26 protein-coding genes are annotated in these 22,136 nt (G+C 63.1%); 15 read left to right on the plus strand and 11 right to left on the minus strand.

The features are described 5' to 3' along the window. The first annotated feature begins 32 nt into the window (after positions 1 to 32). Positions 33 to 806, plus strand: coding sequence for an HpcH/HpaI aldolase family protein (locus AC1D2G_RS26620; protein ID WP_095085493.1), 774 nt, complete (start codon positions 33 to 35; stop codon positions 804 to 806). A 6-nt stretch (positions 807 to 812) separates the two neighbouring features. Here AC1D2G_RS26620 and AC1D2G_RS26625 read toward each other — a convergent pair whose 3' ends face one another. Next, a complete protein-coding gene (locus tag AC1D2G_RS26625) occupies positions 813 to 1,367 on the minus strand; it encodes an RBBP9/YdeN family alpha/beta hydrolase (RefSeq protein ID WP_184872185.1) in 555 nt (184 codons plus the stop codon). A 237-nt stretch (positions 1,368 to 1,604) separates the two neighbouring features. Between AC1D2G_RS26625 and AC1D2G_RS26630 the strand changes: the two genes are divergently transcribed. After that, positions 1,605 to 2,417 (plus strand): VOC family protein, encoded by an 813-nt coding sequence (locus AC1D2G_RS26630; protein WP_477417733.1) that lies wholly within the window; start codon positions 1,605 to 1,607, stop codon positions 2,415 to 2,417. 58 nt (positions 2,418 to 2,475) lie between these two features. Here AC1D2G_RS26630 and purB read toward each other — a convergent pair whose 3' ends face one another. From purB to AC1D2G_RS26645, 3 genes are all read right to left on the minus strand, one after another. After that, positions 2,476 to 3,783, minus strand: a complete 1,308-nt coding sequence (purB, locus tag AC1D2G_RS26635) for an adenylosuccinate lyase (protein WP_477417735.1) — start codon at positions 3,781 to 3,783, stop codon at positions 2,476 to 2,478. A gap of 59 nt (positions 3,784 to 3,842) precedes the next feature. Further along, a complete protein-coding gene (locus AC1D2G_RS26640; protein WP_477417737.1) occupies positions 3,843 to 4,256 on the minus strand; it encodes a hypothetical protein in 414 nt (137 codons plus the stop codon). A 107-nt stretch (positions 4,257 to 4,363) separates the two neighbouring features. Further along, complete coding sequence (locus tag AC1D2G_RS26645) at positions 4,364 to 5,089, minus strand: DUF2259 domain-containing protein (RefSeq protein WP_477417739.1); 726 nt, start codon at positions 5,087 to 5,089, stop codon at positions 4,364 to 4,366. A gap of 236 nt (positions 5,090 to 5,325) precedes the next feature. Here AC1D2G_RS26645 and AC1D2G_RS26650 point away from each other — a divergent pair, with 236 nt between their 5' ends. After that, positions 5,326 to 5,580, plus strand: a complete 255-nt coding sequence (locus AC1D2G_RS26650) for a DUF2171 domain-containing protein (RefSeq protein WP_184870741.1) — start codon at positions 5,326 to 5,328, stop codon at positions 5,578 to 5,580. 9 nt (positions 5,581 to 5,589) lie between these two features. On the opposite strand, the gene AC1D2G_RS26655 is transcribed toward AC1D2G_RS26650, so the two are convergent. Next, on the minus strand, positions 5,590 to 6,615 hold the full coding sequence (locus tag AC1D2G_RS26655; protein ID WP_477417740.1) for a P1 family peptidase: 1,026 nt from the start codon (positions 6,613 to 6,615) through the stop codon (positions 5,590 to 5,592). Next, positions 6,615 to 7,688, minus strand: coding sequence for a branched-chain amino acid ABC transporter substrate-binding protein (locus tag AC1D2G_RS26660; protein ID WP_477417742.1), 1,074 nt, complete (start codon positions 7,686 to 7,688; stop codon positions 6,615 to 6,617). Before AC1D2G_RS26660 ends, AC1D2G_RS26655 begins: the two co-directional genes overlap by 1 nt. A 180-nt stretch (positions 7,689 to 7,868) precedes the next feature. Here AC1D2G_RS26660 and AC1D2G_RS26665 point away from each other — a divergent pair, with 180 nt between their 5' ends. The 8 genes from AC1D2G_RS26665 to AC1D2G_RS26700 all read left to right on the plus strand — a co-directional run bounded on the left by AC1D2G_RS26665 (position 7,869) and on the right by AC1D2G_RS26700 (position 14,715). Further along, entirely contained in the window at positions 7,869 to 8,396 is a 528-nt protein-coding gene (locus AC1D2G_RS26665) for a flavin reductase (RefSeq protein ID WP_095085520.1), read from the plus strand. Continuing rightward, positions 8,393 to 9,322 carry an AAA family ATPase gene (locus AC1D2G_RS26670; protein WP_095085532.1) on the plus strand — a complete coding sequence of 310 codons (930 nt, stop codon included), beginning with the start codon at positions 8,393 to 8,395 and terminating at the stop codon, positions 9,320 to 9,322. Before AC1D2G_RS26665 ends, AC1D2G_RS26670 begins: the two co-directional genes overlap by 4 nt. A 3-nt stretch (positions 9,323 to 9,325) precedes the next feature. Continuing rightward, on the plus strand, positions 9,326 to 10,570 hold the full coding sequence (locus tag AC1D2G_RS26675; RefSeq protein WP_477417744.1) for a vWA domain-containing protein: 1,245 nt from the start codon (positions 9,326 to 9,328) through the stop codon (positions 10,568 to 10,570). Between the two features lie 69 nt (positions 10,571 to 10,639). Then, on the plus strand, positions 10,640 to 11,035 hold the full coding sequence (locus AC1D2G_RS26680) for a RidA family protein (protein ID WP_477417746.1): 396 nt from the start codon (positions 10,640 to 10,642) through the stop codon (positions 11,033 to 11,035). Between the two features lie 94 nt (positions 11,036 to 11,129). Continuing rightward, positions 11,130 to 11,468 (plus strand): XdhC family protein, encoded by a 339-nt coding sequence (locus tag AC1D2G_RS26685; RefSeq protein WP_477417748.1) that lies wholly within the window; start codon positions 11,130 to 11,132, stop codon positions 11,466 to 11,468. A gap of 5 nt (positions 11,469 to 11,473) precedes the next feature. Further along, positions 11,474 to 12,178 carry an XdhC family protein gene (locus AC1D2G_RS26690; RefSeq protein WP_477417750.1) on the plus strand — a complete coding sequence of 235 codons (705 nt, stop codon included), beginning with the start codon at positions 11,474 to 11,476 and terminating at the stop codon, positions 12,176 to 12,178. After that, positions 12,175 to 13,785 (plus strand): NTP transferase domain-containing protein, encoded by a 1,611-nt coding sequence (locus AC1D2G_RS26695; RefSeq protein ID WP_477417752.1) that lies wholly within the window; start codon positions 12,175 to 12,177, stop codon positions 13,783 to 13,785. Before AC1D2G_RS26690 ends, AC1D2G_RS26695 begins: the two co-directional genes overlap by 4 nt. Before the next feature lie 33 nt (positions 13,786 to 13,818). After that, positions 13,819 to 14,715, plus strand: coding sequence for an alpha/beta hydrolase family protein (locus tag AC1D2G_RS26700; RefSeq protein WP_477417956.1), 897 nt, complete (start codon positions 13,819 to 13,821; stop codon positions 14,713 to 14,715). Between the two features lie 28 nt (positions 14,716 to 14,743). Here the strand turns inward: AC1D2G_RS26700 and AC1D2G_RS26705 are convergent, their stop codons facing one another. Beyond that, positions 14,744 to 15,796 carry a DUF1176 domain-containing protein gene (locus AC1D2G_RS26705; RefSeq protein WP_477417754.1) on the minus strand — a complete coding sequence of 351 codons (1,053 nt, stop codon included), beginning with the start codon at positions 15,794 to 15,796 and terminating at the stop codon, positions 14,744 to 14,746. 140 nt (positions 15,797 to 15,936) lie between these two features. On the opposite strand from AC1D2G_RS26705, the gene AC1D2G_RS26710 reads away from it, so the two are divergent. Continuing rightward, positions 15,937 to 16,443 carry a DUF1993 domain-containing protein gene (locus AC1D2G_RS26710; RefSeq protein ID WP_095085553.1) on the plus strand — a complete coding sequence of 169 codons (507 nt, stop codon included), beginning with the start codon at positions 15,937 to 15,939 and terminating at the stop codon, positions 16,441 to 16,443. Positions 16,444 to 16,503: 60 nt separating this feature from the next. On the opposite strand, the gene AC1D2G_RS26715 is transcribed toward AC1D2G_RS26710, so the two are convergent. Continuing rightward, positions 16,504 to 16,668 carry a hypothetical protein gene (locus AC1D2G_RS26715; RefSeq protein WP_023810361.1) on the minus strand — a complete coding sequence of 55 codons (165 nt, stop codon included), beginning with the start codon at positions 16,666 to 16,668 and terminating at the stop codon, positions 16,504 to 16,506. Between the two features lie 397 nt (positions 16,669 to 17,065). On the opposite strand from AC1D2G_RS26715, the gene AC1D2G_RS26720 reads away from it, so the two are divergent. The 3 genes from AC1D2G_RS26720 (at position 17,066) to AC1D2G_RS26730 (ending at position 20,036) form a co-directional block, all read left to right on the plus strand. Continuing rightward, positions 17,066 to 17,539 carry a hypothetical protein gene (locus AC1D2G_RS26720; protein ID WP_095085555.1) on the plus strand — a complete coding sequence of 158 codons (474 nt, stop codon included), beginning with the start codon at positions 17,066 to 17,068 and terminating at the stop codon, positions 17,537 to 17,539. Positions 17,540 to 17,658: 119 nt separating this feature from the next. Continuing rightward, positions 17,659 to 18,726 (plus strand): aldo/keto reductase, encoded by a 1,068-nt coding sequence (locus AC1D2G_RS26725; protein ID WP_477417756.1) that lies wholly within the window; start codon positions 17,659 to 17,661, stop codon positions 18,724 to 18,726. A 41-nt stretch (positions 18,727 to 18,767) separates the two neighbouring features. Further along, entirely contained in the window at positions 18,768 to 20,036 is a 1,269-nt protein-coding gene (locus AC1D2G_RS26730) for a cysteine desulfurase-like protein (RefSeq protein WP_477417758.1), read from the plus strand. A 13-nt stretch (positions 20,037 to 20,049) separates the two neighbouring features. Here AC1D2G_RS26730 and AC1D2G_RS26735 read toward each other — a convergent pair whose 3' ends face one another. The 3 genes from AC1D2G_RS26735 to AC1D2G_RS26745 are packed head-to-tail and all read right to left on the minus strand — an operon-like array spanning position 20,050 to position 22,115. After that, on the minus strand, positions 20,050 to 21,078 hold the full coding sequence (locus AC1D2G_RS26735; RefSeq protein WP_477417759.1) for a histone deacetylase family protein: 1,029 nt from the start codon (positions 21,076 to 21,078) through the stop codon (positions 20,050 to 20,052). Continuing rightward, positions 21,075 to 21,602 (minus strand): N-acetyltransferase family protein, encoded by a 528-nt coding sequence (locus AC1D2G_RS26740; RefSeq protein WP_477417761.1) that lies wholly within the window; start codon positions 21,600 to 21,602, stop codon positions 21,075 to 21,077. Before AC1D2G_RS26740 ends, AC1D2G_RS26735 begins: the two co-directional genes overlap by 4 nt. Positions 21,603 to 21,605: 3 nt before the next feature. Continuing rightward, entirely contained in the window at positions 21,606 to 22,115 is a 510-nt protein-coding gene (locus AC1D2G_RS26745; RefSeq protein ID WP_477417763.1) for a 2-thiouracil desulfurase family protein, read from the minus strand. Between the last annotated feature and the right edge of the window lie 21 nt (positions 22,116 to 22,136).

Consider the following 22,136-nt stretch of genomic DNA (forward strand, 5'->3'; position numbering starts at 1 on the left):
TGAAACTGCGATCCTTAACGAGGAAAGTGTAGATGTCCCTGAAGTCCCGCCTTGCCGCCGATGAAACGCTGTTCACCGCATGGTCCGGCGTGCCGGATGCCCTGACCGTCGAGATCGTCGCCAAGCAGGGCTTCGATGCGGTCACCCTCGACATGCAGCATGGCGGCCATCATGAGGACAGCGTGCTGCGCGGTCTGGTGCCGGTGCTCGCTGCAAACAAGCCGGCGCTGGTGCGCATTCCGGTCGGCCGCTTCGACATGGCAAGCCGTGCGCTCGACTTCGGCGCCGAGGCAGTCATTGCGCCGATGGTGAACTCGGTGGCCGATGCAAAACTGTTCGCCGCCGCCATGAAATACCCGCCGCTTGGTGAGCGCTCGTGGGGCCCGACCTATGCCTTTCCGCGCCACGGCAAGGGCGACCAGGCTGAATGGCTGCGCGACACAAATCAGCGCACCATGGCCTTCGCCATGGTCGAGACGCGTGCTGCTCTCGATGCGCTCGACGGCATCCTCGACACGCCGGGCATCGACGGCATCTTCCTCGGCCCGTCGGATTTCTCGATCGCCTGGAGCAACGGCGCGACCATCAATTCGACGCTGGAAAGCATGATGGAAACGGTGGCGTCGGTCGCCGAGCGCACCCGCAAGGCGGGAAAACATGCGGCGATCTATGTTGTCGAGCCGGCAATTGCCGGTCGCGTCGTCTCGATGGGCTACCGGCTGCTGGCCATGGGCTCGGAGCACGCGCTGATCGGGCTCGGCGCAAAAACCCTGTTGAAGAGCGTCAGGGATTCGATCGACGCCTGAGAGAGCTCAGGGTTTCAGATCGGTCAGGAACTTGGCGAAGGTCATCGAGCCCTCGGGCCACGGACCAAAGCCCGAATCCGCGTTGAGGTGACCGGTCTCGCCGGCGTCGATGAAAAGCGAGCCCCAGGCCCCGGCAATGTCCTCGGCGACATCGAAGGCGCAGAACGGGTCGTTGCGGCTGGCGATCACGATCGAAGGAAAGGGCAGCGGCTCGCGCGGATAAGGACCGAAGGTCATCAGGTGCCGGGGCTTGATCCCGGGGTTGGCGACGTCGGGCGGCGCCACGAAGAAGGCGCCGGCGACCGGCCTCTGGAACTGCGGCATGGCCTGCACTGCCGCGGCCACACCCAGCGAGTGCGCGACGATGACGACCGGCCGCTCGGCCTCGTTGACCGCCTTGGCCACGCTCGCCGTCCAGTCCTCGCGCACCGGTTTGGACCATTCCGCCTGCTCGACGCGGCGCGCCGTCGACAGCTTCGACTGCCAGCGGCTCTGCCAATGGTCCGGGCCGGAATTGGTGTAACCCGGCACGATGAGAATATCTGCTTCCTTGACCTTCATGGCGCTGAAATAGCGAGCGGCGTCGCTTCGTGCAACGGCCATGAATCGCGCTCTTGGTCACAAATAGTGAACACGATGTTCGCTTCTTCAAGTCTTGTGTGAACGATGCCGATGGACGATTTGTCGTGAGGAGAGAAACAGCCGTGTGCGGGCTCCCATGCGCGGCGTACAATGACTGGCGGCGCGGGGCTCCTTGTCTTGGAAGTTTCACCGCAGGCCGGCCGAACGGAGAATTTGATGAGCGAATTGCCTTTTGCCGCCACGACACCCGTCAGCGTTGCCCGCGTCGGGCTGAAGGCGCGCGACGCCGAAAATCTTGCCGCCTATTATCGCAGCGTCGTCGGACTGCAGGAACTGAGCCGCGCCGATGGCGCGATCACGCTCGGGGCCGGCAACCGTCCGTTGCTGGTCATCGAGGCGGACGCGGCGGCAAAGCCGGATGATCCGCAAAGTGCGGGCCTGTTCCACACCGCTTTCCTGCTGCCCAGCCGCGCCGATCTCGGGCGCTGGATCAACCACGCCATTGCCGACAAGATCGCCATCGAGGGGGCTTCCGACCATCTGGTCAGCGAAGCGCTTTACCTGACCGATCCGGAAGGCAACGGCATCGAGATCTACGCCGACCGCCGTCCGCACGACTGGAAGTGGAATGGCGACAAGATTGCCATGGCGACCGAGCGGCTGAACATTCCGTCTATCGTCGCCGAGGTGCCGGCGGGTGACGCCGGTTGGCAGGGCGCGCCGGAAAACAGCATTGTCGGCCATGTCCATCTGCGCGTTGGCAGGCCGGAGGACGCCGAAGCCTGGTGGAATCAGGAATTCGGCTTTGACACGGTGGCGAAATATGGCGGCCAGGCGGTGTTCCTGTCGTCGGGCGGCTATCACCACCACATCGGCGCCAATGCTTGGCGCAGCCCCGGCGCCAGCCGCCGCGATCCGAGCCGGGCGGGTCTGGCCTGGGTCGAGATGCGTTCGGACAATGCAACCAGCCCGGTAACCCGCGAAGACCCGTGGGGGACTGTGATCAACACCGTTCCCGGCAAGGCCTGATTGCCATTTGGAGAGCGTCTTCTCCCCGTATAGTGACGGGGAGAAGACAAAGCTCGCCTCAGGCTTCGCCGAACACCCGCTTGAAGATCGTATCGACATGCTTGGTGTGATAGCCGAGGTCGAATTTCTCGCGGATCTCGGCTTCGGGCAAAGCGGCGGTCACTTCCCTGTCGGCCAATAGTTCTTCAAGAAAATCAGCGCCTTGCTCCCACACCTTCATGGCATTGCGCTGCACCAGCCGGTAGGAGTCCTCTCGCGACAGGCCGGCCTGCGTTAGCGCCAGCATGACGCGCTGCGAATGCACGAGGCCGCGGAACTTGTTCATGTTCTTCAGCATGTTGTCGGGATAGACGAGCAGCTTGTCGACGACGCTGGTCAGCCGTGACAGCGCGAAATCGAGCGTCACCGTGGCGTCCGGGCCGATCATGCGTTCGACAGAGGAGTGCGAAATGTCGCGCTCGTGCCAGAGCGCCACATTCTCCATCGCTGGCAGCGCCATGGACCGCACCATGCGGGCCAGGCCGGTCAGGTTTTCGGTCAGGACCGGATTGCGCTTGTGCGGCATCGCCGACGAGCCCTTTTGACCCGGCGAGAAATACTCTTCCGCTTCCAGCACTTCGGTGCGCTGCAAATGCCGGATCTCGATCGACAGCCGCTCGATCGACGAGGCGATGACGCCGAGCGTGGCGAAGAACATGGCGTGACGGTCGCGCGGGATCACCTGCGTCGACACCGGCTCGGGCTTCAGCCCGAGCTTTGCCGCCACATGTTCCTCTACATAGGGGTCGATGTTGGCGAAGGTTCCGACCGCGCCCGAAATGGCGCAGGTGGCGATGTCTTCCCGCGCATGCACCAGCCGCTCGCGGCAGCGCGAGAACTCGGCATAGGCCTGCGCCAGCTTGATGCCGAAGGTCGTCGGCTCGGCATGGATGCCATGGCTGCGGCCGATCGTGACGGTGTCCTTGTGCTCAAAGGCACGGCGCTTGAGTGCCGCAAGCAGGCCGTCAATGTCGGCCAGAAGGATGTCGCTGGCCCGGGCAAGCTGGACGGCAAAGCAGGTGTCGAGAACGTCCGAAGAGGTCATGCCCTGATGGATGAAGCGGGCGTCGGGTCCGACGAATTCAGCAAGATGGGTGAGGAAGGCGATGACGTCATGCTTGGTGACGCGCTCGATCTCGTCGATCGCTTCCACGTGGAATTTTGCCGCGCCGCCCTTTTCCCAGATGGTTTTAGCCGCTTCCTTGGGGATGACACCGAGTTCGGCCAGCGCATCGCACGCGTAAGCTTCGATCTCGAACCAGATGCGGAACCGGGTTTCGGGCGACCAGATGGCGACCATTTCCGGCCGGGAATAACGAGGGATCATCGGTCAGTCCTGATTTGTCGAGGAGTTTGCCCGCGTCCTAACAGAGGCGGGCAAAATGCTCAACGCCGCTGCCGCGCAAACCAGACGCTCGCGGCAAGCAAGGCGGCGAAACCGAGCGGAAAATAGTGCCGGATGCCCAGCACCACGAACTGGTAGAGCGCAATCAACACCGTGAAGACGAACTGGATGGCCCAGTTGCGGGTGAAAGCCGGTGCATGCCACTCGGCATAATAGGAGCGGTATTGCAAGGCATACAGCCCACCGGTCAGGCCGATGGTTGCGCCGAGCAGGCACACAAACGCGGCTGCGAACGCAACCTCCCAGCGCCTTCCGAGCGAGACCAGCCGCGCCGCGAACAGGCCAAGCGGAAAGGCAAGTGCTCCGCCGCAGGCATAGAGCAGCGAGACGGTGCCGATCTTTTCAGGCGTCTCCCAGCCATCCAACAGCAGGGTGACGAGCGCGCTGGCGCCCATCGCCACGGCCCACAACAAGGCGCCGAAAAGCGCTGTTCGCGACGCCGGTATAGCGCGGCGAAGCCGGCTCAGGGCACGATTGCGCACAGCGGGTTGAACAAGCGATGTCACAGGCGGCCGGTCACTGCGATCCAGCGAAAATTCGGCCCCTCGAAGCCGTATTGGCGCACGCTGATCAGCACCGCATAGCCGCTGAGACTGTCCATTGAAAACGTCTGCACCGCGCCGATCCGGTAGCCGTTCGGGCAACCCCGGCTCTTGGGGATCGACTTGTCCTCGTGCAACAGCTTGGTCGTGCCACCATCCTGCGCCTCGATGCGCAGCAACCGGAAGCCGTTGATCTCGCCCTGGCTCTCGCAGCCTTCGGTGTTGTTCAAGCCGACCTCGTCGAGCCGGAATTCAAGCGGCTGGTCGACGGGCGAAAAGATCGGCCGTGGGTTGACCGCCATCCGGTGCGGATCGGCCGAAAGCTCGGTCACCGGGTTGAAGCCTGCGGTGATGCCCCTGTTCGCCGTCAACTCAGCCTGTTTGACGATCGCTTCGCCTTTCTGCCGGGCCTCGAGGCGGGCTGCTTCGAGCGTGGCATTCTCATCGTCGATCCGGACCCTGATCGGCGTTCCCTTGAGAAAGCTGTCGTCGTTCGTGTCGATATAATAACGATTGGCATAAGGGAATCCCGAGCCGTCCTGGACGCCATATTCCTCGAAGGCGAAGACGCCGCCGTCCTTGGTGAAGCCGAGGATTTCAAGCTCGGCGACATCGCCGGCATGGGCGGCGTTCGACGTCGCAAATTGTGCAAGCATGGCAACGACAAACAGGAAGAGCAGTCGCATCGGTTTTCACTCCGGCAGCCGTGATCGTTTCAATCCCCCCAAGCGCGTCGCAGTTGAACGGATTCAGGCGACGCGCTTTAGATCTTTCTTTCTATGCATGTCGTTCTCCCAAAACCGGGACCACTTTTGCGCGACATGCATTAGCACGACGGAATCAAAACGTCGTGCAGTCCGAGGGCCGATGCATCCAATCGGCCGGTCATTTGTTATTGTCGGCAATCCAATGGAGAACCACCATGACCGACACCAGCAAAATTCGTGAGCATATGGAAGTCATCGGCGCCGATGGCGTGCATGTCGGCACCGTCGACAAGGTCGACGGGAAGCGGATCAAGCTGACCAAGGCCGACAGCGGCGAGGGCGCTCACAAGGGCCATCACCACTACATTTCCCTGGCTCTGGTTGCCGAGGTCGATGGCAAGAAGGTGTGGCTGTCGGCGAATTCCGATGTCGCGGTGACCTTCGAGGAAGAAAAGTCCGATCCCGTCTGATCGGCTGCTTCACCCCGAGCGCGACGACCAGACCGGAAACAGGTCGTCATCGGCAGGCGTCGACGCAAACACACCGCGGCTGATGGCGCGCGCCATCGTGGCGCCGGCCGCGGCATAGAGGTCGATCGCCGCATCGGCCGCAAGCTCGACACCACTGGTACCCGTCGCCAGCGCAAACACCAGGTCGCCGTCGGCCGGGGTGTGCGTCGGCCAGATGGCGCGCACGAACCCGTCATGCGCTGCTATCGCCAGTCGTTTTGCGGCGGCCTTGGTGAGAACCGCGTCCGTGGCAATAACGGCGATGGTGGTGTTGCCACCGGTCTCCATCTGTCCGTCGACATGCTTGTCGCGGTATTTCAACAGGATCCGTTTCGCGTCGTCCGGCATCGGTGAGGGGTAGCCAAGTCCGCCAAATTCGTCGCCGATTTCGAAGGGTGCCGCCCAGAAATGGTGGGTTCGGCCGACGGTCACCGAGCCGGTCGGGTTGACGGCGGCGAGCGCACCGACGGTGATGCCATTGTCGAGCAGCGTCGAGGCCGAGCCGAGGCCGCCCTTCAAACCGGAGGTGAGTGCACCGGTGCCGGCGCCGATCGTGCCGAGCTGGAAATCGGTAGTGGCGGCTTGCGCTGCTTCATAGCCGAGGTCGCGGTAGGGTGGATAACGGCCCCAGTCCTTGTCGCCGCCATTGCGCAGGTCGAACAGGATCGCCGCCGGCACGATCGGCACGCGAAAGCCACCGACTTCAAGCCCGATGCCGCGCTCGCGCAGGGCCGCCTGCACGCCGGATGCCGCATCGAGACCGAAAGCCGAACCGCCTGAAAGCACCACCGCGTGGACCGCCTCGACCGAATTGTGTGGTTCGAGCAGGTCGGTCTCGCGGGTGCCCGGTGCACCGCCCAGGATCTGCACGCCGGCAATCGCCGGCTCGTCGCAAAGGATGGTGGTGACTCCGGACTTCAGCCTGGCGTCGGAAGCGTTGCCGACCCGCAGGCCAGCAACATCGGTGATCAGATTGCGCGGGCCGGTGCGAAACATCAGTTGCTTTCCAAAGGCGCAAAACGTGTGCCGTCGAAGCGGAAGACGCGGTAAGGGCTCTGGCTGAGGTCGCCTTTCGCGTCGAAGCGGACCGGGCCGATCGCGGTGGTGAAATCATGCCCGGTCAGCGCGTCGGCCAGCGGCTTGCCTGAAGTTTCGGGCAGGCCTGATGCTGCCTTGGCGATCTCGACCGCCGCGTAGGCCGGCAGTGTGTAGCCGTCGGGCACGATCCTGCGTGCGGAGAAGCTTTCCAGCACTTTTGGATCGGCGACATCGGCCCAATCAGGCGGTGCGATCATCAGCGTGCCCGTCGCATAGGGCACATCGCCGGGCGGTGTGCGCAGATTTTCGCCTCCGGCGAACACGATACCGGCAGAGAGTTGCGCCGCGTCACGGCCCATGATGGCGACATCGTCGCCGTCGCCACCCGCAAAGACATGCGTCGCGCCGGCCTTCTTCAGCCGGCCGACCAGGCCGATCTGGTTGTCGAGCTGCGGCCGGAACGTATCGACGAAAACCGGCTTCAGCGCCGCCTGTTCGGCCGCCGCCCGAAACGTCTCGGCCATTTCGCGGCCATAGATGGTCCCGTCATCGATGATGGCGAACAGTTCGTCCTGCCACAGGCGGGTGAGGTTGGCGGCGACCGCATCGCGCTCGTCGTCGCCGCGTGGCCCGAGACGATAGACTGGCCAACCGGTCTTGGCGCGCCGGTCGGTCAGGCTTTCGGTTCGTACGCCAACGGTGATGACCGGAATGTTGGCGTCTTTCAGGATCGGCATCGCCGCCTCGATCGCGTCGGTGCAGAGAAAACCGACCACCACAGTGACCTTGGCCGCCACGAATTCCCTGGCCGCGGCGGCTCCGCCATCGGCGGTACAGGCGTCATCGATAGTCTTGAGTTCGACGCCGTTCGCTTCGGCTGCGAGACCGGTGCCGGCGTCGATCTGCTTGCCGAGGATGGCAGATGGTCCGGACAAGGGCGCAGCCACGCCCACCAGAAGCGTCTGGGCGCTGGCGACGCCGGCCATGAACAGCCAGGCCAGTGCGGCAGATATCGTTACCCCGGGGCGCATTCTGGTGATGAATTCCTCCCAACTGGCGACATCTCGCAGCCGCCAATTCCCGCCAAGACCTAAAGGCTGGCCGAGCTTGGTGCAACACGCGAATTTCACGATATGGGCCAAGCACTTCGCTTGTGGCATGTCGTATGTCGCCATATATAGCGGTAGGTTTCTGGCTGTGGACAATTTCCGGTGCTGAAGAAGAATGACATTGGGCCGCAGGCCTATCGCGACGCGATGAGCCATTTTGCCGGCCACGTCCATGTGGTCACCACCGATGGGCCGGCTGGCAAGCGCGGCGCGACGGTGATCGCGGCCTGTTCGGTGTCGGACACGCCGCCGACGATTCTCGTCTGCCTCAACCGTGAAAACCCCAAGAATGAGCCGTTCGTGAAAAACGGCAGATTTGCCCTGAACACGCTGGCTTCGCATCAGGAGCCGCTCTCGATCGGCTTTTCCGGCATCACCGGCCTGCCGGTCGAGGAACGCTTCGCGCTGGGCGAATGGGACGTGATTTCGACCGGCGCGCCGACGCTGAAGGGCGCGCTCGCGGTGTTCGACTGCGAGCTGATCGACAGCAAGGATCTGGCCACGCATCGTGTGCTTTTTGGCAAGGTGACAGGTCTGCGCATGGGCGATAATTTGCGGCCGCTGATCTATCACGCCCGCGGCTACCATGTCCTGGACAGCGGGGCGGCGGCGTTCACGGAGAAAGAATGAACGAGCTGAAACCGCGTGCCGCGCCGCGGACGATCGACGAGACGCTCGATCTCCTGACCGGTGCGGACTATGTGGCGGACCGGTCATTGGCAACCGTGCTGTTCCTGTCGCTGCGCATGAAACGGCCGCTGTTCCTCGAGGGCGAGGCCGGTGTCGGCAAGACCGAGATCGCCAAGGTGCTGGCGCAAGCACTTGGCCGCCGGTTGATCCGCTTGCAGTGCTATGAAGGCCTCGATGTCTCGTCTGCCGTCTACGAATGGAACTACGCCGCGCAGATGATCGAGATCCGCATGGAGGAGGCGGCCGGCAAGGTCGACCGCTCCGACATGGAGCGTAACGTCTTCTCCGAGAAATACCTGATCCGTCGCCCTGTGCTCGATGCGCTGACCGGCAAGACGGGCGCCGCGCCGGTCTTCCTGATCGATGAACTCGATCGCACCGACGAGGCCTTCGAGGCTTTCCTGCTCGAAATCCTGTCCGATTTCCAGGTGACAGTGCCTGAACTCGGCACGATCAAGGCGGAAGAACCGCCGATCGTCATCATCACCACCAACCGCACCCGCGAGATCCACGACGCGCTGAAGCGGCGCTGTCTCTATCACTGGGTCGACTATCCCAATGCCGAGCGCGAACTGGAGATCGTGCGCCGAAAGGTGCCGCAGGCCAACCAGCGGCTTTCGGCCGAGGTGGTCTCCTTCATCCAGAAGCTGCGCCAGATCGAGCTGTTCAAGGTGCCGGGCGTCGCCGAAACCATCGACTGGGCCGGCGCGCTGACGGAGCTCGACAAGGTGGCGCTTGATCCGGAAACCGTATCGGACACCATCGGCGTGCTGTTGAAATACCAGGACGACATTGCCCGTATCGAACAGGGCGAAGGCCGGCGCATCCTCAACGAGGTGAAGGCTGAGCTTTCGGCGGCGGAGTAGGCGATGCCGCGCCCCGAGCCGAAAGAGGCGACAGCGGACGGTCGGATTGCCGACAATATCGTCTATTTCGCCCGCACTTTGCGCAAGGCCGGCATGCGGGTCGGACCGGCGTCGGTCAAGGATGCCATCGAGGCAGTGCTCGTCGCCGGCATCGGTTCGCGCGATGATTTCTACTGGACGCTGCATGCTGTGCTGGTGTCACGCCACGAGGACCACGCCATCTTCGACGAAGCTTTCCGGCTGTTCTGGAAGTCGCGCGAACTGATTGAAAAGATGCTGGCGATGTTCTCGCCGGTGGCACCCGACACCAGGGAAAAACAGAAGCCACGCGCCGCCGAAAACCGCGTCAGCCAGGCGATGTTCGAGGGCCACCAGAAGAGCCAGCCGACGCAGGAAATCCCGGAAATCGAGGTCGATGCCCGCTTTACTTTTTCCGGCAACGAGGTGCTGCGCGGCAAGGACTTTGCCCAGATGAACGCAGCCGAGATGGCGGATGCCAGGAAGGCGATCGCCCAGTTGCGGTTGCCTTTCGACATGGTGCGGACCCGGCGCTTCAAGGCCGATGCGCATGGCCGCCGCATTGATCCGCGCGCCATGATGCGTTCGGCCGCCCGCACCGGCGGCGAACTGATCCTGCCGAAATTCCGCTCACGGCGCGAAGTTCACCCGCCGCTGGTGGTGCTGGCCGACATTTCCGGCTCGATGAGCCAGTACACGCGCATCTTCCTGCACTTCCTGCATGCGCTGACCGAAAAGCGCCGCCGTGTCCACACTTTCGTTTTCGGCACCCGGCTGACCAATCTGACCCGGCAGATGCGCCACCGCGATCCGGATGCCGCACTGGCCGACTGCTCGGCGGCGGTCAAGGACTGGTCGGGCGGCACGCGCATTGGCGATACGCTGGCCGAGTTCAACCGGCTGTGGTCGCGCCGCGTTCTGGGGCAGGGGGCGGTGGTGCTTTTGATCACCGACGGGCTGGAGCGCGACGATGTCGTCGGCCTCTCGGAGGAGATGGAGCGCCTGCACAAATCCTGCCGGCGGCTGATCTGGCTGAACCCGTTGCTGCGCTTCGACGGTTTCCAGGCGCGCGCCCGCGGCGTCAAGGCGATGCTGCCGCATGTCGACGAATTCCGCTCGGTGCACAATCTCGATGCGCTCGCCGACCTCTGTGCCTCGCTGGACAAGAAATCGGCCGCTTCGGTCGATCCGCGCCGCTGGCTGGAAGCTGGTGTCAGGCACGCCGCATAGCCATATGTCTATCCATCGGAAAACAGACTCCCAGAAAAAATTGAAATCACCGCGCAGGAGGCCCGATCAATGACGCTCCAAAGCATCAACCCCAAGGATCTGCCAGTTCCGCAGACGTACAGCCAGGTCGTCGTTGCGACAGGGAGCAAGTTGGTGTTCATCTCGGGCCAGGAGCCCGAAGACCTACATGGTAAGCTTGTTGGCCGTGGTGATCTTGCGACTCAGGCGCGCCAGGTGTTTGCCAATCTCGGCCGAGCACTTGCCGCCGCCGGTGCGGCGCCTACGCAGGTCACCAGGATCACGATCTATGTCGTCAACTACAATCGCGATGAATGCCTGCCGATCATCGAAAAGGCGCGGATAGGGTTGTTCGGAGATCACAAACCAGCTGACGTGGTGCTTGGCGTGGCGAGCCTGTCCCCCGACTACCTCATCGAAGTTGACGCATTCGCGGTGATTGATTGACCATGCGTTTGCCACGCGCCAAGTGGATCACGACGAACCCGCTTGCGCGAACTGGCGGTGCCCAGATCATAAACAGACTCCAAGAGAAGCGATCATGGAAAACAGCATTTATCTCGACGAGGCCCGCGATCCGCTGATCATCGCGGAAGCCTGGATGAAGGACGGCAAGGATGTCGCCATCGCCACGGTGGTCGAGACCTGGGGATCGGCGCCTCGTCCCGTGGGCAGCCATCTGGTCATCGACGCCGACGGCAATTTCCACGGCTCGGTCTCTGGCGGCTGCGTCGAAGGCGCGGTGGTTACCGAAGCGATCGATGTGATCGACACAGGCAAGGCCAGGATGCTCGAGTTCGGCGTTGCCGACGAAACCGCCTGGCAGGTCGGCCTGTCCTGCGGCGGCCGCATCAAAGTCTATGTTGAAAGATTGGGCTGACCTTTATGGACCCGTATGCGCTCAAGATGTTGAACGCCGAACGCCGCGCCCGCCGCGCGGCGATCCTCGTCACCGATCTCGGTGACGGCCGCGACCGTATCGTGCGCGAAGGCGACCAGGTTGCAGGCGATCTCGGCGTTGCTGTCGCCAGGGCGTTTCGATCAGGCAATTCCGGTTCGGTCGAGGCCGAAGGACGGACCTTCTTTCTCAACGCGCATCTGCCGCAGCCGCGGCTGGTTGTCGTCGGCGCTGTGCACATCAGCCAGGCACTGGCTCCGATGGCCAGGATCGCAGGCTATCCCCTGGAGATCATCGATCCCCGCACCGCCTTTGCCACATCAGACCGCTTTCCCGACGTCACCCTGCACGCCGAATGGCCGGAGGACGTGCTGAAGCGCGAGCCGCTCGACAGCTACACGGCGCTTGCCGCTGTCACCCATGATCCGAAGATCGACGATTTTGCGCTGAAGGCAGCGCTCGACGCCAACTGCTTCTATGTCGGCGCGCTTGGCAGCCGCAAAACCCACGCCAAGCGTGTCGAACGCTTGCTGGCGCTTGGCGCGAGCGCCGACGAGATCGCCCGCATTCACGCGCCGATCGGGCTCGACATCGGTGCCGCCAGCCCAGCCGAGATCGCGGTCGCGGTGCTGGCGCAGGTCGTCCATGCCTTCCGCTCGCGCGGTCTGGAAGTGAAAGGCGCGGCAGCGTGAAATTCGGCCCGATTCCGATCGAAGCGGCCGAAGGTGCGGTGCTGGCGCATGCCACCACGGCCGGCGAACGGCGCTTTCGCAAGGCGCACAGGCTGAACGCCGAAGACGTGGCCTTGCTGCGCGGCGCCGGCATTTCCCAGGTCGTTGCGGCCGTGCTGGCCGCCGACGATCTCAGTGAGGACGCCGCCGCGCAGGAAATAGCCGAGAGCATGGCCTTTCGCGGCATCGACGCCCGGCCGGCCGCGACCGGGCGGGTCAATCTCCACGCCGGGTCAGCCGGAATCTTCACCGTCAACGCCGCTGTCATCGACGCCATCAACGCCGTCGATCCCGCCATCACCATCGCCACGTTGGCGCAGCATGCGCCGGTCGAGAAAGGCCAGATGGTCGCGACGGTGAAGATCATTCCCTTCGCGGTCAGCTCTGCCCTGGTCGATGCGGTCACGAAAATCTGCGCCGGCGGGGAAATCTTTGCCGTCAACGCCTATCAGCCCGTCCATGTCGGCGTCATCCAGACCGTCCTGCCGGGCATCAAGCCGAGCGTGCTCGACAAGACGCTGCGCGTCACCGAAGCGCGGCTGGCGCGCACCGGCGGCAGGCTGACGGCGGAGCGTCGCACCCCGCACGAGATCGCTCCGGTGGCGGAGGCCGCGGCCTTGCTGGCGCGCGACAACGACATGGTGGTGATCTTCGGCGCCTCGGCGATGAGCGATTTCGCCGATGTCATTCCGGCGGCGATCGAGAGGGCGGGTGGTACTGTTATCCGCGCGGGCATGCCGGTCGACCCCGGCAATCTGCTGGTGCTCGGCACGCTCGGCGGCAAACGTGTCATCGGTGCACCCGGCTGCGCCCGCAGCCCCAAGGAAAATGGCTTCGACTGGGTGCTGGACCGGTTGATCGCCGGCCTTGACGTGACCGCCAAGGATATCGCCGGCATGGGCGTCGGCGGGCTGTTGATGGAAATCCCGACCCGACCGCAGCCGCGTGAACCGCTGCCGCCCAAAAACAAGCTCAAGGTTGGCATCGTGCTTCTGGCGGCGGGCCGGTCGAGCCGCATGGGCGGGCCGAACAAGCTCTTGGCGCTGTTCGACGGCAAGCCGCTGGTGCGCCGCACCGCCGAGCGAGCGCTCGGCTCGAAGGCTTCGGGCACAATTGTCGTCACCGGCCACCAGCGCGAGCGGGTGCAGGCGGCGTTGGCGGGGCTGGATGTCGCTTTCGCCGACAATCCCGATTTCGCCGACGGCCTGTCCACCTCGCTGAAGGCCGGCATTGCCTATCTGCCCGAAGACTCCGCCGGCGTGATGATCGTTCTCGGCGACATGCCGGGCGTCTCGTCTGATGACCTCGACAGGTTGATCGATGCATTCCGCAAGGCCGGCGGCAATTCGGTGGTGCGCGCCTCGCATGATGGCAAGCGCGGCAACCCGGTGCTTTTGCCGCGCTCGCTGTTTCCGGCGATCGCCCATCTGGAAGGCGACACCGGTGCACGCCATCTGGTCGAGGCCGAAGGGCTCGATGTCATCGATGTAGAGATCGGCGCAGCGGCGTCCGTCGATGTCGACACCCGCGAAGCGCTGGAAGGCGCCGGCGGCGTATTGCAGGATTGACAAACCGAAGCTGAAAAACGCATGCCTGCTGGCATGTCTTTCCGCTTCCGATTTTTCTGTGTCTTTGTAACCGCGACGGCCCTGTTGTCGGCGGCCGCGCAAAGTCAGACGCTGTCGCTAAAACCCTTCAAGGACGATCTCTTCGCCTATCCGGCCGTGCTGTCGTCCGACACCAGCGGCGCCTACACCGTCCTCGACTACCACGAGCTACGCGACATCAACCAGCGTGACGAGGTGCCGGAGCGCAGGGTGCGCGCCCAATACACCGACACCAGCGTGCGCAAGGTGCAGCAGGATCTGCTGCTGAAAACCGATGCCGGCGATGTCAGGCACGTTGCCGTCGGCAAGACCGAGGGCGCCGGCATCATCGTGCTTTACCTGCACGGGCAGGGCGGCAGCCGCAAGCAAGGCGTCGACGACTTCACCTTCGGCGGCAATTTCAACCGGCTCAAGAACCTGATGGCCGGCAATGGCGGCCTCTATCTCAGCCCCGACTTTCCCGATTTCGGCGACAAGGGCGCGGCCCAGGTGGCGGCGCTGATCGATCATTATGCCGAACAATCTCCCAGCGCGAAGATTTTCATCGCCTGTGGCTCGATGGGCGGGTCCCTGTGCTGGAAGCTTGCTGCCCGCAACGACACGGGCCGGCGCATCAACGGCCTGCTGCTGCTCGGCTCGCTATGGGACGAGAGTTTTTTCTCAAGCCCGGCCTTCAGGCGTCACGTCCCGGTCTTCTTCGGACAGGGCAGCCATGACGTGGTTTTCCCGGTGGAAAAGCAGGAAGCCTTCTTCCGTGCCATCATCGCCAAATCGAAAGCCTATCCCTATCCGACCCGCTTCGTCCGTTTCGAGACAGGCACCCACGGCACGCCGATCCGCATGACCGATTGGCGCGGCACCCTCAACTGGATGCTGTCGAAAGCACCTTGATCGACGGTGCGGGAAGCCGGGCTAACCCTCAGGGCGCGGTATTGTAGTCGACAACCGTCTGCGGATTCTCCTCGCCGTCGTAGGATGCGTCGACGTCGTACTGGACCAGCGAGAAATTGCCATTGCGGAACAGATACGTCCCCGAATCGGATGCATCGCCGACGCCGCGCCACTTGTTGAAGGTGGTGATCGTGTGGGCTTCCTCGTCATAATCGGAATTGACCGCCCAGCCGGTCGTCTGGAAGCCGACGATGCTCATGCCCAGCAATTTGCCGTCGCTGTTATTGTTCTCGTAGCGGATATCCATCTTGGGTTCGGCGAACTGCAATTGCTGCACGGCCGATAGCTCGTCGGTCATGTAGTAGACCGAGCTTTCATTGTAGGCAGCGGCGGAGCAGGAAAAATGGAACAGCCGTGTTTCCTTGTCGGGGTCGCCGGGCGCTGCATCCTTGTCCTTGTATTTGATCGAAAAAACGGTCGGCTCATCGGCCAGGAACTGCTTGTCGCACTGGTCGCCATAAGTCGCCAGGAAGGCCTTCTTGGCCTGCTCCAGTGCCGTGTCCTTCTTCGGAGGTGGCGGCCCGTCGCCGCAGCTTGGCGGCAGCGCCTCCTCGAAATCGGCGGTGGAGGGTTTCAGCGCACCTTTTTCGATGTGGATCGGATCGAAGGGCGGCGCGGCCTGGACCTGGGCATTGACCTGGCGCAGCGTATAGCAGCCGGCAAAGACCTTTTCGCCGCCGGTCTTGTCGGTGGCGCGAATGGCGACAGGGACATTGTAGAAAATGCTGCCGGCAGCGCCTTCGTCTGAAATTGCACCGGTCTCGACCTCGACCTTGTCGGTGCCGTCATAGCCCTTGACGAAACTGTCGAAGTCCTTTGCTGGCTTTGTATCTCCGAAATAACCCCAGGCGCGAGCGAATTCATGCCGGTTGATCGCGCTGTAAAGTGAGCGGACGACGGCGTCGGCGCTTGATCGATCGTCGACATACGGCGTTTCGGGTGTATCGTTGGCGGCCAGTACTGTTTGGCCTGCTGTAGCAAGGGAGAGAAAGGCAGTCGCTGCGAAAAGGGCGCGTCTCATCGGGAATCTCCGCTCGATGGGGAGATTCTACTATGGCGATTGCGGCAACGTGGTGACGTGGCGCTGGTGGTGCTTGAAGAATCGTGCCTGAAGGCGCTACGTCCATCCGCCGGCGTTCCGGCCGGACAAGGAGATTTGACGTGACGATATCGATGTATGAGGTGTCCGTGCCTGTGTTTACCGAGAGGCTGAAAGCCCTTTCCACCATACTGGCGGCAGCCGAACAGAATGCGCTTGAGCGCAAGATCGACCCGCAGGTGTTCCTGACCTCCAGGCTGGCGCCCGACATGTTTGCGCTGACCAGGCAGGTGCAGATCGCCACCGACCATGCCAAGGGGGCGCCGTCACGGCTCGCCGGTCGGCAAGTGCCGAGTTACGAGGACAACGAGGCGAGTTTTGCCGATATCCAGGCGCGCATCACGAAGACCCTGGACCTGCTGGCGACATTTTCAGCCGCCGAGTTCGACGGGTCGGATGACAAGGTGATCGAGTTGAAGCTTGGCGGGCGCGAACGCTCGATGCCCGGCCTGCAGTATCTCCTGCATGTGGCCATGCCCAACTTCTATTTCCACCTCACCACCGCTTACGACATCCTTCGTCACAATGGCGTGCCATTGGGCAAGGCGACGTTCCTCGGCGCGCGCTGAAGGACTTGAGGTTTTTGAGATGTCCTGGACGGGTCCGGGACATCTCGCGAGCGTACGTGTTTAGCGAATGGACATTTCGCGGGCGATGCGCGGAAAGTCGGCGGGCTTGATGCCGATGTCGGCGCGGTCGGCATTGCTCATCGAATGAAGCAGTGCGAGTGCCGAGCGGTATCTCAGATGTTCCTGCGGCCGCGGCCGGGCGAACATTTCAGTGAAGAAACCCATGGTTCAGGCTCCTGGTTGATTCCTCCACGGCTGCTAATATAGGTGAATCGTGACAATTGTGCAGTGCAGCATTTGCATGCCTGCCATGTCCTGATGATTTTTCCGAGCATAGTTTTGCGAGCGGGTGAAACTTTTTCCCGATGCGCACCGTAGGCTGAACGCCGGCACATGGCCGGCTTTTCCTCGCCACTCCTGGCGAATTCCGGACTGCGTGAAAGTGCAGTCCGGCTTTTTGTTTTGGGACGGCAGATACCGCAGCTTTGGTCCCGGCAACGGCTAAATTCGTTAACATCGGTGGCATGCATTTTTAACGAGCCGGTTCTATGGTCCGAAGCTTGGATAGTCGAGCAAGGGGGAGGCTGACATCGCTACTGGCGCCAAGCGGGATTTCGCTTCGTTGCTCGACGACCTCTTCGTCGCTTCGGACAAGCTCGACGGGATCGAGGGCGAAGAGTCCGGCGCTCGTCCATCCATCCCGTTCGACTATCTCTCGGTGGCCGATGAACTCCATTCCGGCCGCATCAAGGTTTCGGGCAGCAGCTTTTCCACTGAATATCGCGAGGCCGGCGCCGATCTGGCGACCGAATTCGCCGCCTTGCTCGAGCATGCCAGACTGGCACTCGCCGGCGAAGAGCTGAAGCCCGAGGAAAGCCTGCCGCCGATCGATCCGGAATCCATTGCCGTCGAACTTGGCCTCAATCAGCCCAAGCAGGTCGCCGATTTTGGCCGCATGCGCCGCAGCTTCGCCTTTGCCAACCATCCGGACCGTGTCGCTCCGCACCTGCGCCAGCGCGCCATGATCCGCATGCAGGTGGCCAATATGCTGATCGACGAGGCAAAGCGCCGCGCGCTGGCCGGCGCTCGCCGCTAAACGCCACTGGTTCACCCAAAAGTCGGGCTGGCGAGGCTTGGAGAGCGCCTCTGCTTTCCCTATAGATGCGGCTTCCTTCCCACGCCGCCACGCAAGCTTTCCCTCCGGAGCAGAATTCCATGCACAAACGCCGTCTCGGTCGGACCGATCTTCTTGTTAGCCAGATCTGCCTGGGCTCCATGACCTGGGGCCAACAGAACACCGAGGCAGATGGCCACGCCCAGATGGATCTGGCTTTCTCGCGCGGCGTCAATTTCATCGACACCGCCGAGCTCTACCCGATCCCGCCCAAGGCGGAGACGCAAGGGCGGACCGAGAAGATCATCGGCAGCTGGATGAAGGCCAACGGCAACCGCGACAAGGTGATCCTGGCCTCAAAAGTCGTCGGCCGCACCGCCAACGGCTGGTTTCGCGGCGACAGGCCGTCGCAACTGGTGCGTGCCGATATCTTTGACGCCATCGACAAATCGCTGGCCAAGCTCGGCACCGACTATCTCGACCTCTACCAGATCCACTGGCCGGAACGCGACATACCCTGGGGCGCCAACCCGACGCGCGTTGGCGCCGTACCGCGCCGCGCCGATTCTGTGGGCGCACCAACCGACGAAACGCCGATCGCCGAGACGCTTGCCGTGTTCGACGAACTGGTGAAAGTCGGCAAGATCCGCCATTTCGGCCTGTCGAACGAAAGTTCCTGGGGCGTGATGCGGTTCCTGGCCGAGGCCGACAAAGGCATCGGTCCCCGCGTCGCGTCGATCCAGAACGCCTACAATCTCGTCAACCGCACCTTCGAGGTGAACCTCGCCGAGGTCTGCGAACGCGAAGAGGTGTCGCTGCTTCCCTACTCGCCGCTGGCGCAGGGCTATCTGACCGGCAAATACGACCATGGCGCCCGCCCTCAGGGGTCGCGCACGCAGCTCTTCAACCGCGGCCAGCGCTACGAGACACCCAACGCGGCCGAGGCACAGCTCGAATACAATGAGCTGGCGCGCTCCTTTGGCCTCGAACCGGCGCTGTTTGCCAATGCCTATGTCTCGAGCCGGCCCTTCGTCACCTCGAACATCGTCGGCGCGACCACCCTTGCGCAGCTCGACATGGCGTTGTCTTCGGTCGACGTCGTCTGGACCGAAGAGATGCAGAAGGCGGTGGACGCGATCCATCAGCGCGTCGGCAATCCCTGTCCTTGATGGGGGACAGAATTATCCAGGAATGACAGAGGGTGGAGACAATGGTGGATTTTCCGATCGAGGCAGTGCGTGGAAGGTTTCCGGCCCTCTCCCTGACCGACAAGGGGCGGCGGCGTATCTATCTCGACAATCCTGCCGGCACGCAGGTGCCACAGGCAGTCGCCGACGCCGTGTCGCGCTGCCTTCTGACCACCAACGCCAACCTTGGCGGCTATTTCGAAACGACTGTCGCAGCGCAGGCCGTCGTCGACGAGGCGCATCAGGCGATGGCCGATTTCCTCGGTGCGGAAACCCCTGAGGAAATCATCATCGGCGCCAACATGACGACGCTGACCTATCACATGTCGCGCACGCTCGGCCGCACGATGAAGCCCGGCGACGAGATCGTCCTCACCCGCATGGACCATGAGGGTAATGTCTCGCCCTGGCTGCAACTGGCCGAGGACCTTGGCCTGGTGGTGCGCTGGCTGCCGTTCGACGAAAAGAGCTGGCAGGTCGAAGAGGCGACGCTGGCGGGTCTGCTTTCGGAGAAGACCCGGCTGGTCGCGCTGAACTACGCCAGCAACCTCACTGGCTCGATCAACCGGGTGAAGGCTTTGACCGCCATCGCCCGGAATGCCGGCGCCCTGGTCTATGTCGACGCCGTGCAGTTTGCGCCGCATGGCCTGATCGACGTCAGGGATCTCGGCTGCGATTTCCTGATCTGCTCGGCCTATAAATTCTTCGGTCCGCACATGGGCATATTGTGGGGCAGGCGCGATGTCATCGATGGCCTGCAACCCTACAAATGCCGCTGTTCGTCGGATGGCCTGCCGGAGCGGTTCGAACTCGGCACGCCGCAGATCGAGCTGATGGCGGGCCTCACAGCCGCGGTCGATTATTTCTCAGGATTGGGTGCGGCAGCGGGCGAGGGTGGGTCGCGAAGGCGCAAGATCGCCAAGGCGTTCGAGGTGTCGATCGCCTACGAAAACCCGCTGGCGCAAAGGCTGATCGACGGGCTGTCGGACATTTCAGGCCTGACCATTCACGGCATCACCGATCCGAAGCGGCTGGCCGAACGTGTGCCGACAGTGTCCTTCACCGTCGACGGCATTGTGCCGGAGACGATCGTTCGGCAGATGAACGCCGAAAACATCTTCCTGTGGTCCGGCCACAACTACGCTTGGGAGATCGTCCACCAGCTCGGCATTCCGGCCGAACATGGGGTCGTGCGCATCGGCATCGCGCATTACAACACGGCGGCCGAAATCGACGAAACGCTGGAGAGCGTGCACCGGGTCATCGCCAAGCTCAGGCAGCAGCGCTCCTGACGCCCGCTTGAAATCACGCCTTCTTGCCACCGAAACCGGTGAGGAAGGCCGTCAAATTGTCGCCGAGTTCGTCGCAGAGATAGCCGCCCTCCTGGACGATGACGGTCGGCAGGCCGAGCTTGGCGATGGCCTCGCCAATGCGTGAGAAGCCCGGTGTCGTCACCGAAAGCCCGCCGAACGGGTCGCCCTCGAACGCGTCGAGGCCGAGCGCCACGACCAGCGCGTCCGGCGAAAAGGCGCGGATGCGCTGGAACGCCACCGCTAGCGCTTCGAGAAACGCCGCATCGGCGGATTTGCGCGGCAGCGGCAGGTTGAAATTGTAGCCAAGGCCCGCGCCTTCGCCCCGCTCATCGGCATGGCCCCAGAAGAACGGATAGAAGCGCACCGGATCGGCGTGCAGCGAGACGGTGAGCACATCCGGCCGCTCATAGAAGATGCCTTGCGTGCCATTGCCGTGGTGCAGGTCGACATCGAGGATCGCCACGCGCGCAGCCTGTTTGCGCAGAACCTGAGCGGCGACCGCCGAATTGTTGATGAAGCAAAAACCGCCGGCGACATCGGCAAAGGCATGGTGGCCGGGCGGGCGGCATAGCGCATAGGCGGCCGGCGCGCCTGACGTCACGGCTTCAGCGGCTTCGACGGCGCTCCATGCACTCCACAGCGCGCTCTGCCATGTCTCGCCCGAGATCGGGCAAGCGGTGTCGGCCATATGATAGCCGGCCTGGCCGACCGCCGAGGCGGGATAGCTGCCTGACCGCGCGATCGGGTGGATGTTGGGGATGACCTCGGCGGAAGCGCCCTCAATGCGCTGCCAGCGCTCGAAAATGTGCTCGAGGAAGTCGAGATATTCCGGCGTGTGCACGGCCGAGACCGGGCCAAGCCCGTGATTGCGCGGCCGCTCGATCGTGCAGCCGGCAGATAATGCCCCGGCCAACAGTCGTTCGACCCGTTCGGGCTGTTCCGGATTGGGCTTCGCGGCACCGCTCGAAAGAAAGGCCTTGGGGTCGTGGCGTTTCTGTTCCTCGGCATAGAAGGCTTTCATTCCTGCTCCCCATTCTGCGGCGCGTCGGCAAAGGCAAAAAAGGCATCACCGATGATCTTCTGCGTCTGCTCGTAGCTCGACCAGGCGATGCCCAGCCTTTCATAAAATGCCTTGGCGACCTCATTGTCGGTGTCGACGGACAGCCTCAGATAAACGCCGCCTTCCTTCCGGCACTGCGCCGCGACATGCCGCAGCAGGCGCTCGCCGATCTTGCGACCACGGAACCGGTCCTCGACATAGAGATCCTGCACATAGACGCCAGGCCGCCCCATCCAGGTCGAGAAGATCGGAAAATGCAGACACAGGCCGGCGAATTCGCCACCCACTTCGGCAATAAGGGTCGAGAAGGCAGGCTTTTCGCCAAAGCCGTAGGCTCTGAGATCATCTGCGGTCGAGATGATCTCCTCCGGCGCGCCGATGTGTGTCCCGAGTTTCAGGATCGCCGCATGGATGGTGTCGACGTCGTCGATGCGGCCGGGTCGGATAACGGTGTCGGTGGTCCCGGCTTGGGTCTTCTCTGGCATGGGTCAGGCCGCGGCGCCGGCCGAGCCCGGCCTGGTCAGAAGGTCATCAAGCTCGTCAATGCCGTCTTCCGAAAAGACGCGAATGCCGTTCGCTTCCAGCAACGCGGTGGTCGTGCCACGGCCAGCCACCCGGGTACCCCTGAAACTCCCGTCATAGATGAAACTGCTGCCGCAGGACGGGCTGCCGTCAGTAAGGACCGCATACCGGCACCCTGTTTCTCGGGCGAGATCGAGTGCGAGCTGCCCGGCTTCGAGATAAAGTGCGGTCACATCGTTTCCTGTTTGCTCGACCACTCGGCCTTGACCGTGAAGCACTGCGCGGCCGTCGCCTGTGCCTCGAATTTCCGCCGGAGGACGTGGCGTGGAGAAGCCTGCGGCAACCTCCGGGCAGATCTGCACGATCCGCCCCTCCGCCTGCCAGCGCGCAAGAATGGGATGGTCGTTTAGCCGGTAGGAGCCGTTGTAGCGAACCTTGCTGCCGAGCAGGCAGGCTGAAATGAGAACCTTTTCCATATCAGCTCCTCCCTTGCCGCT

This window comes from Mesorhizobium sp. P2_C7 (genome assembly GCF_056404515.1).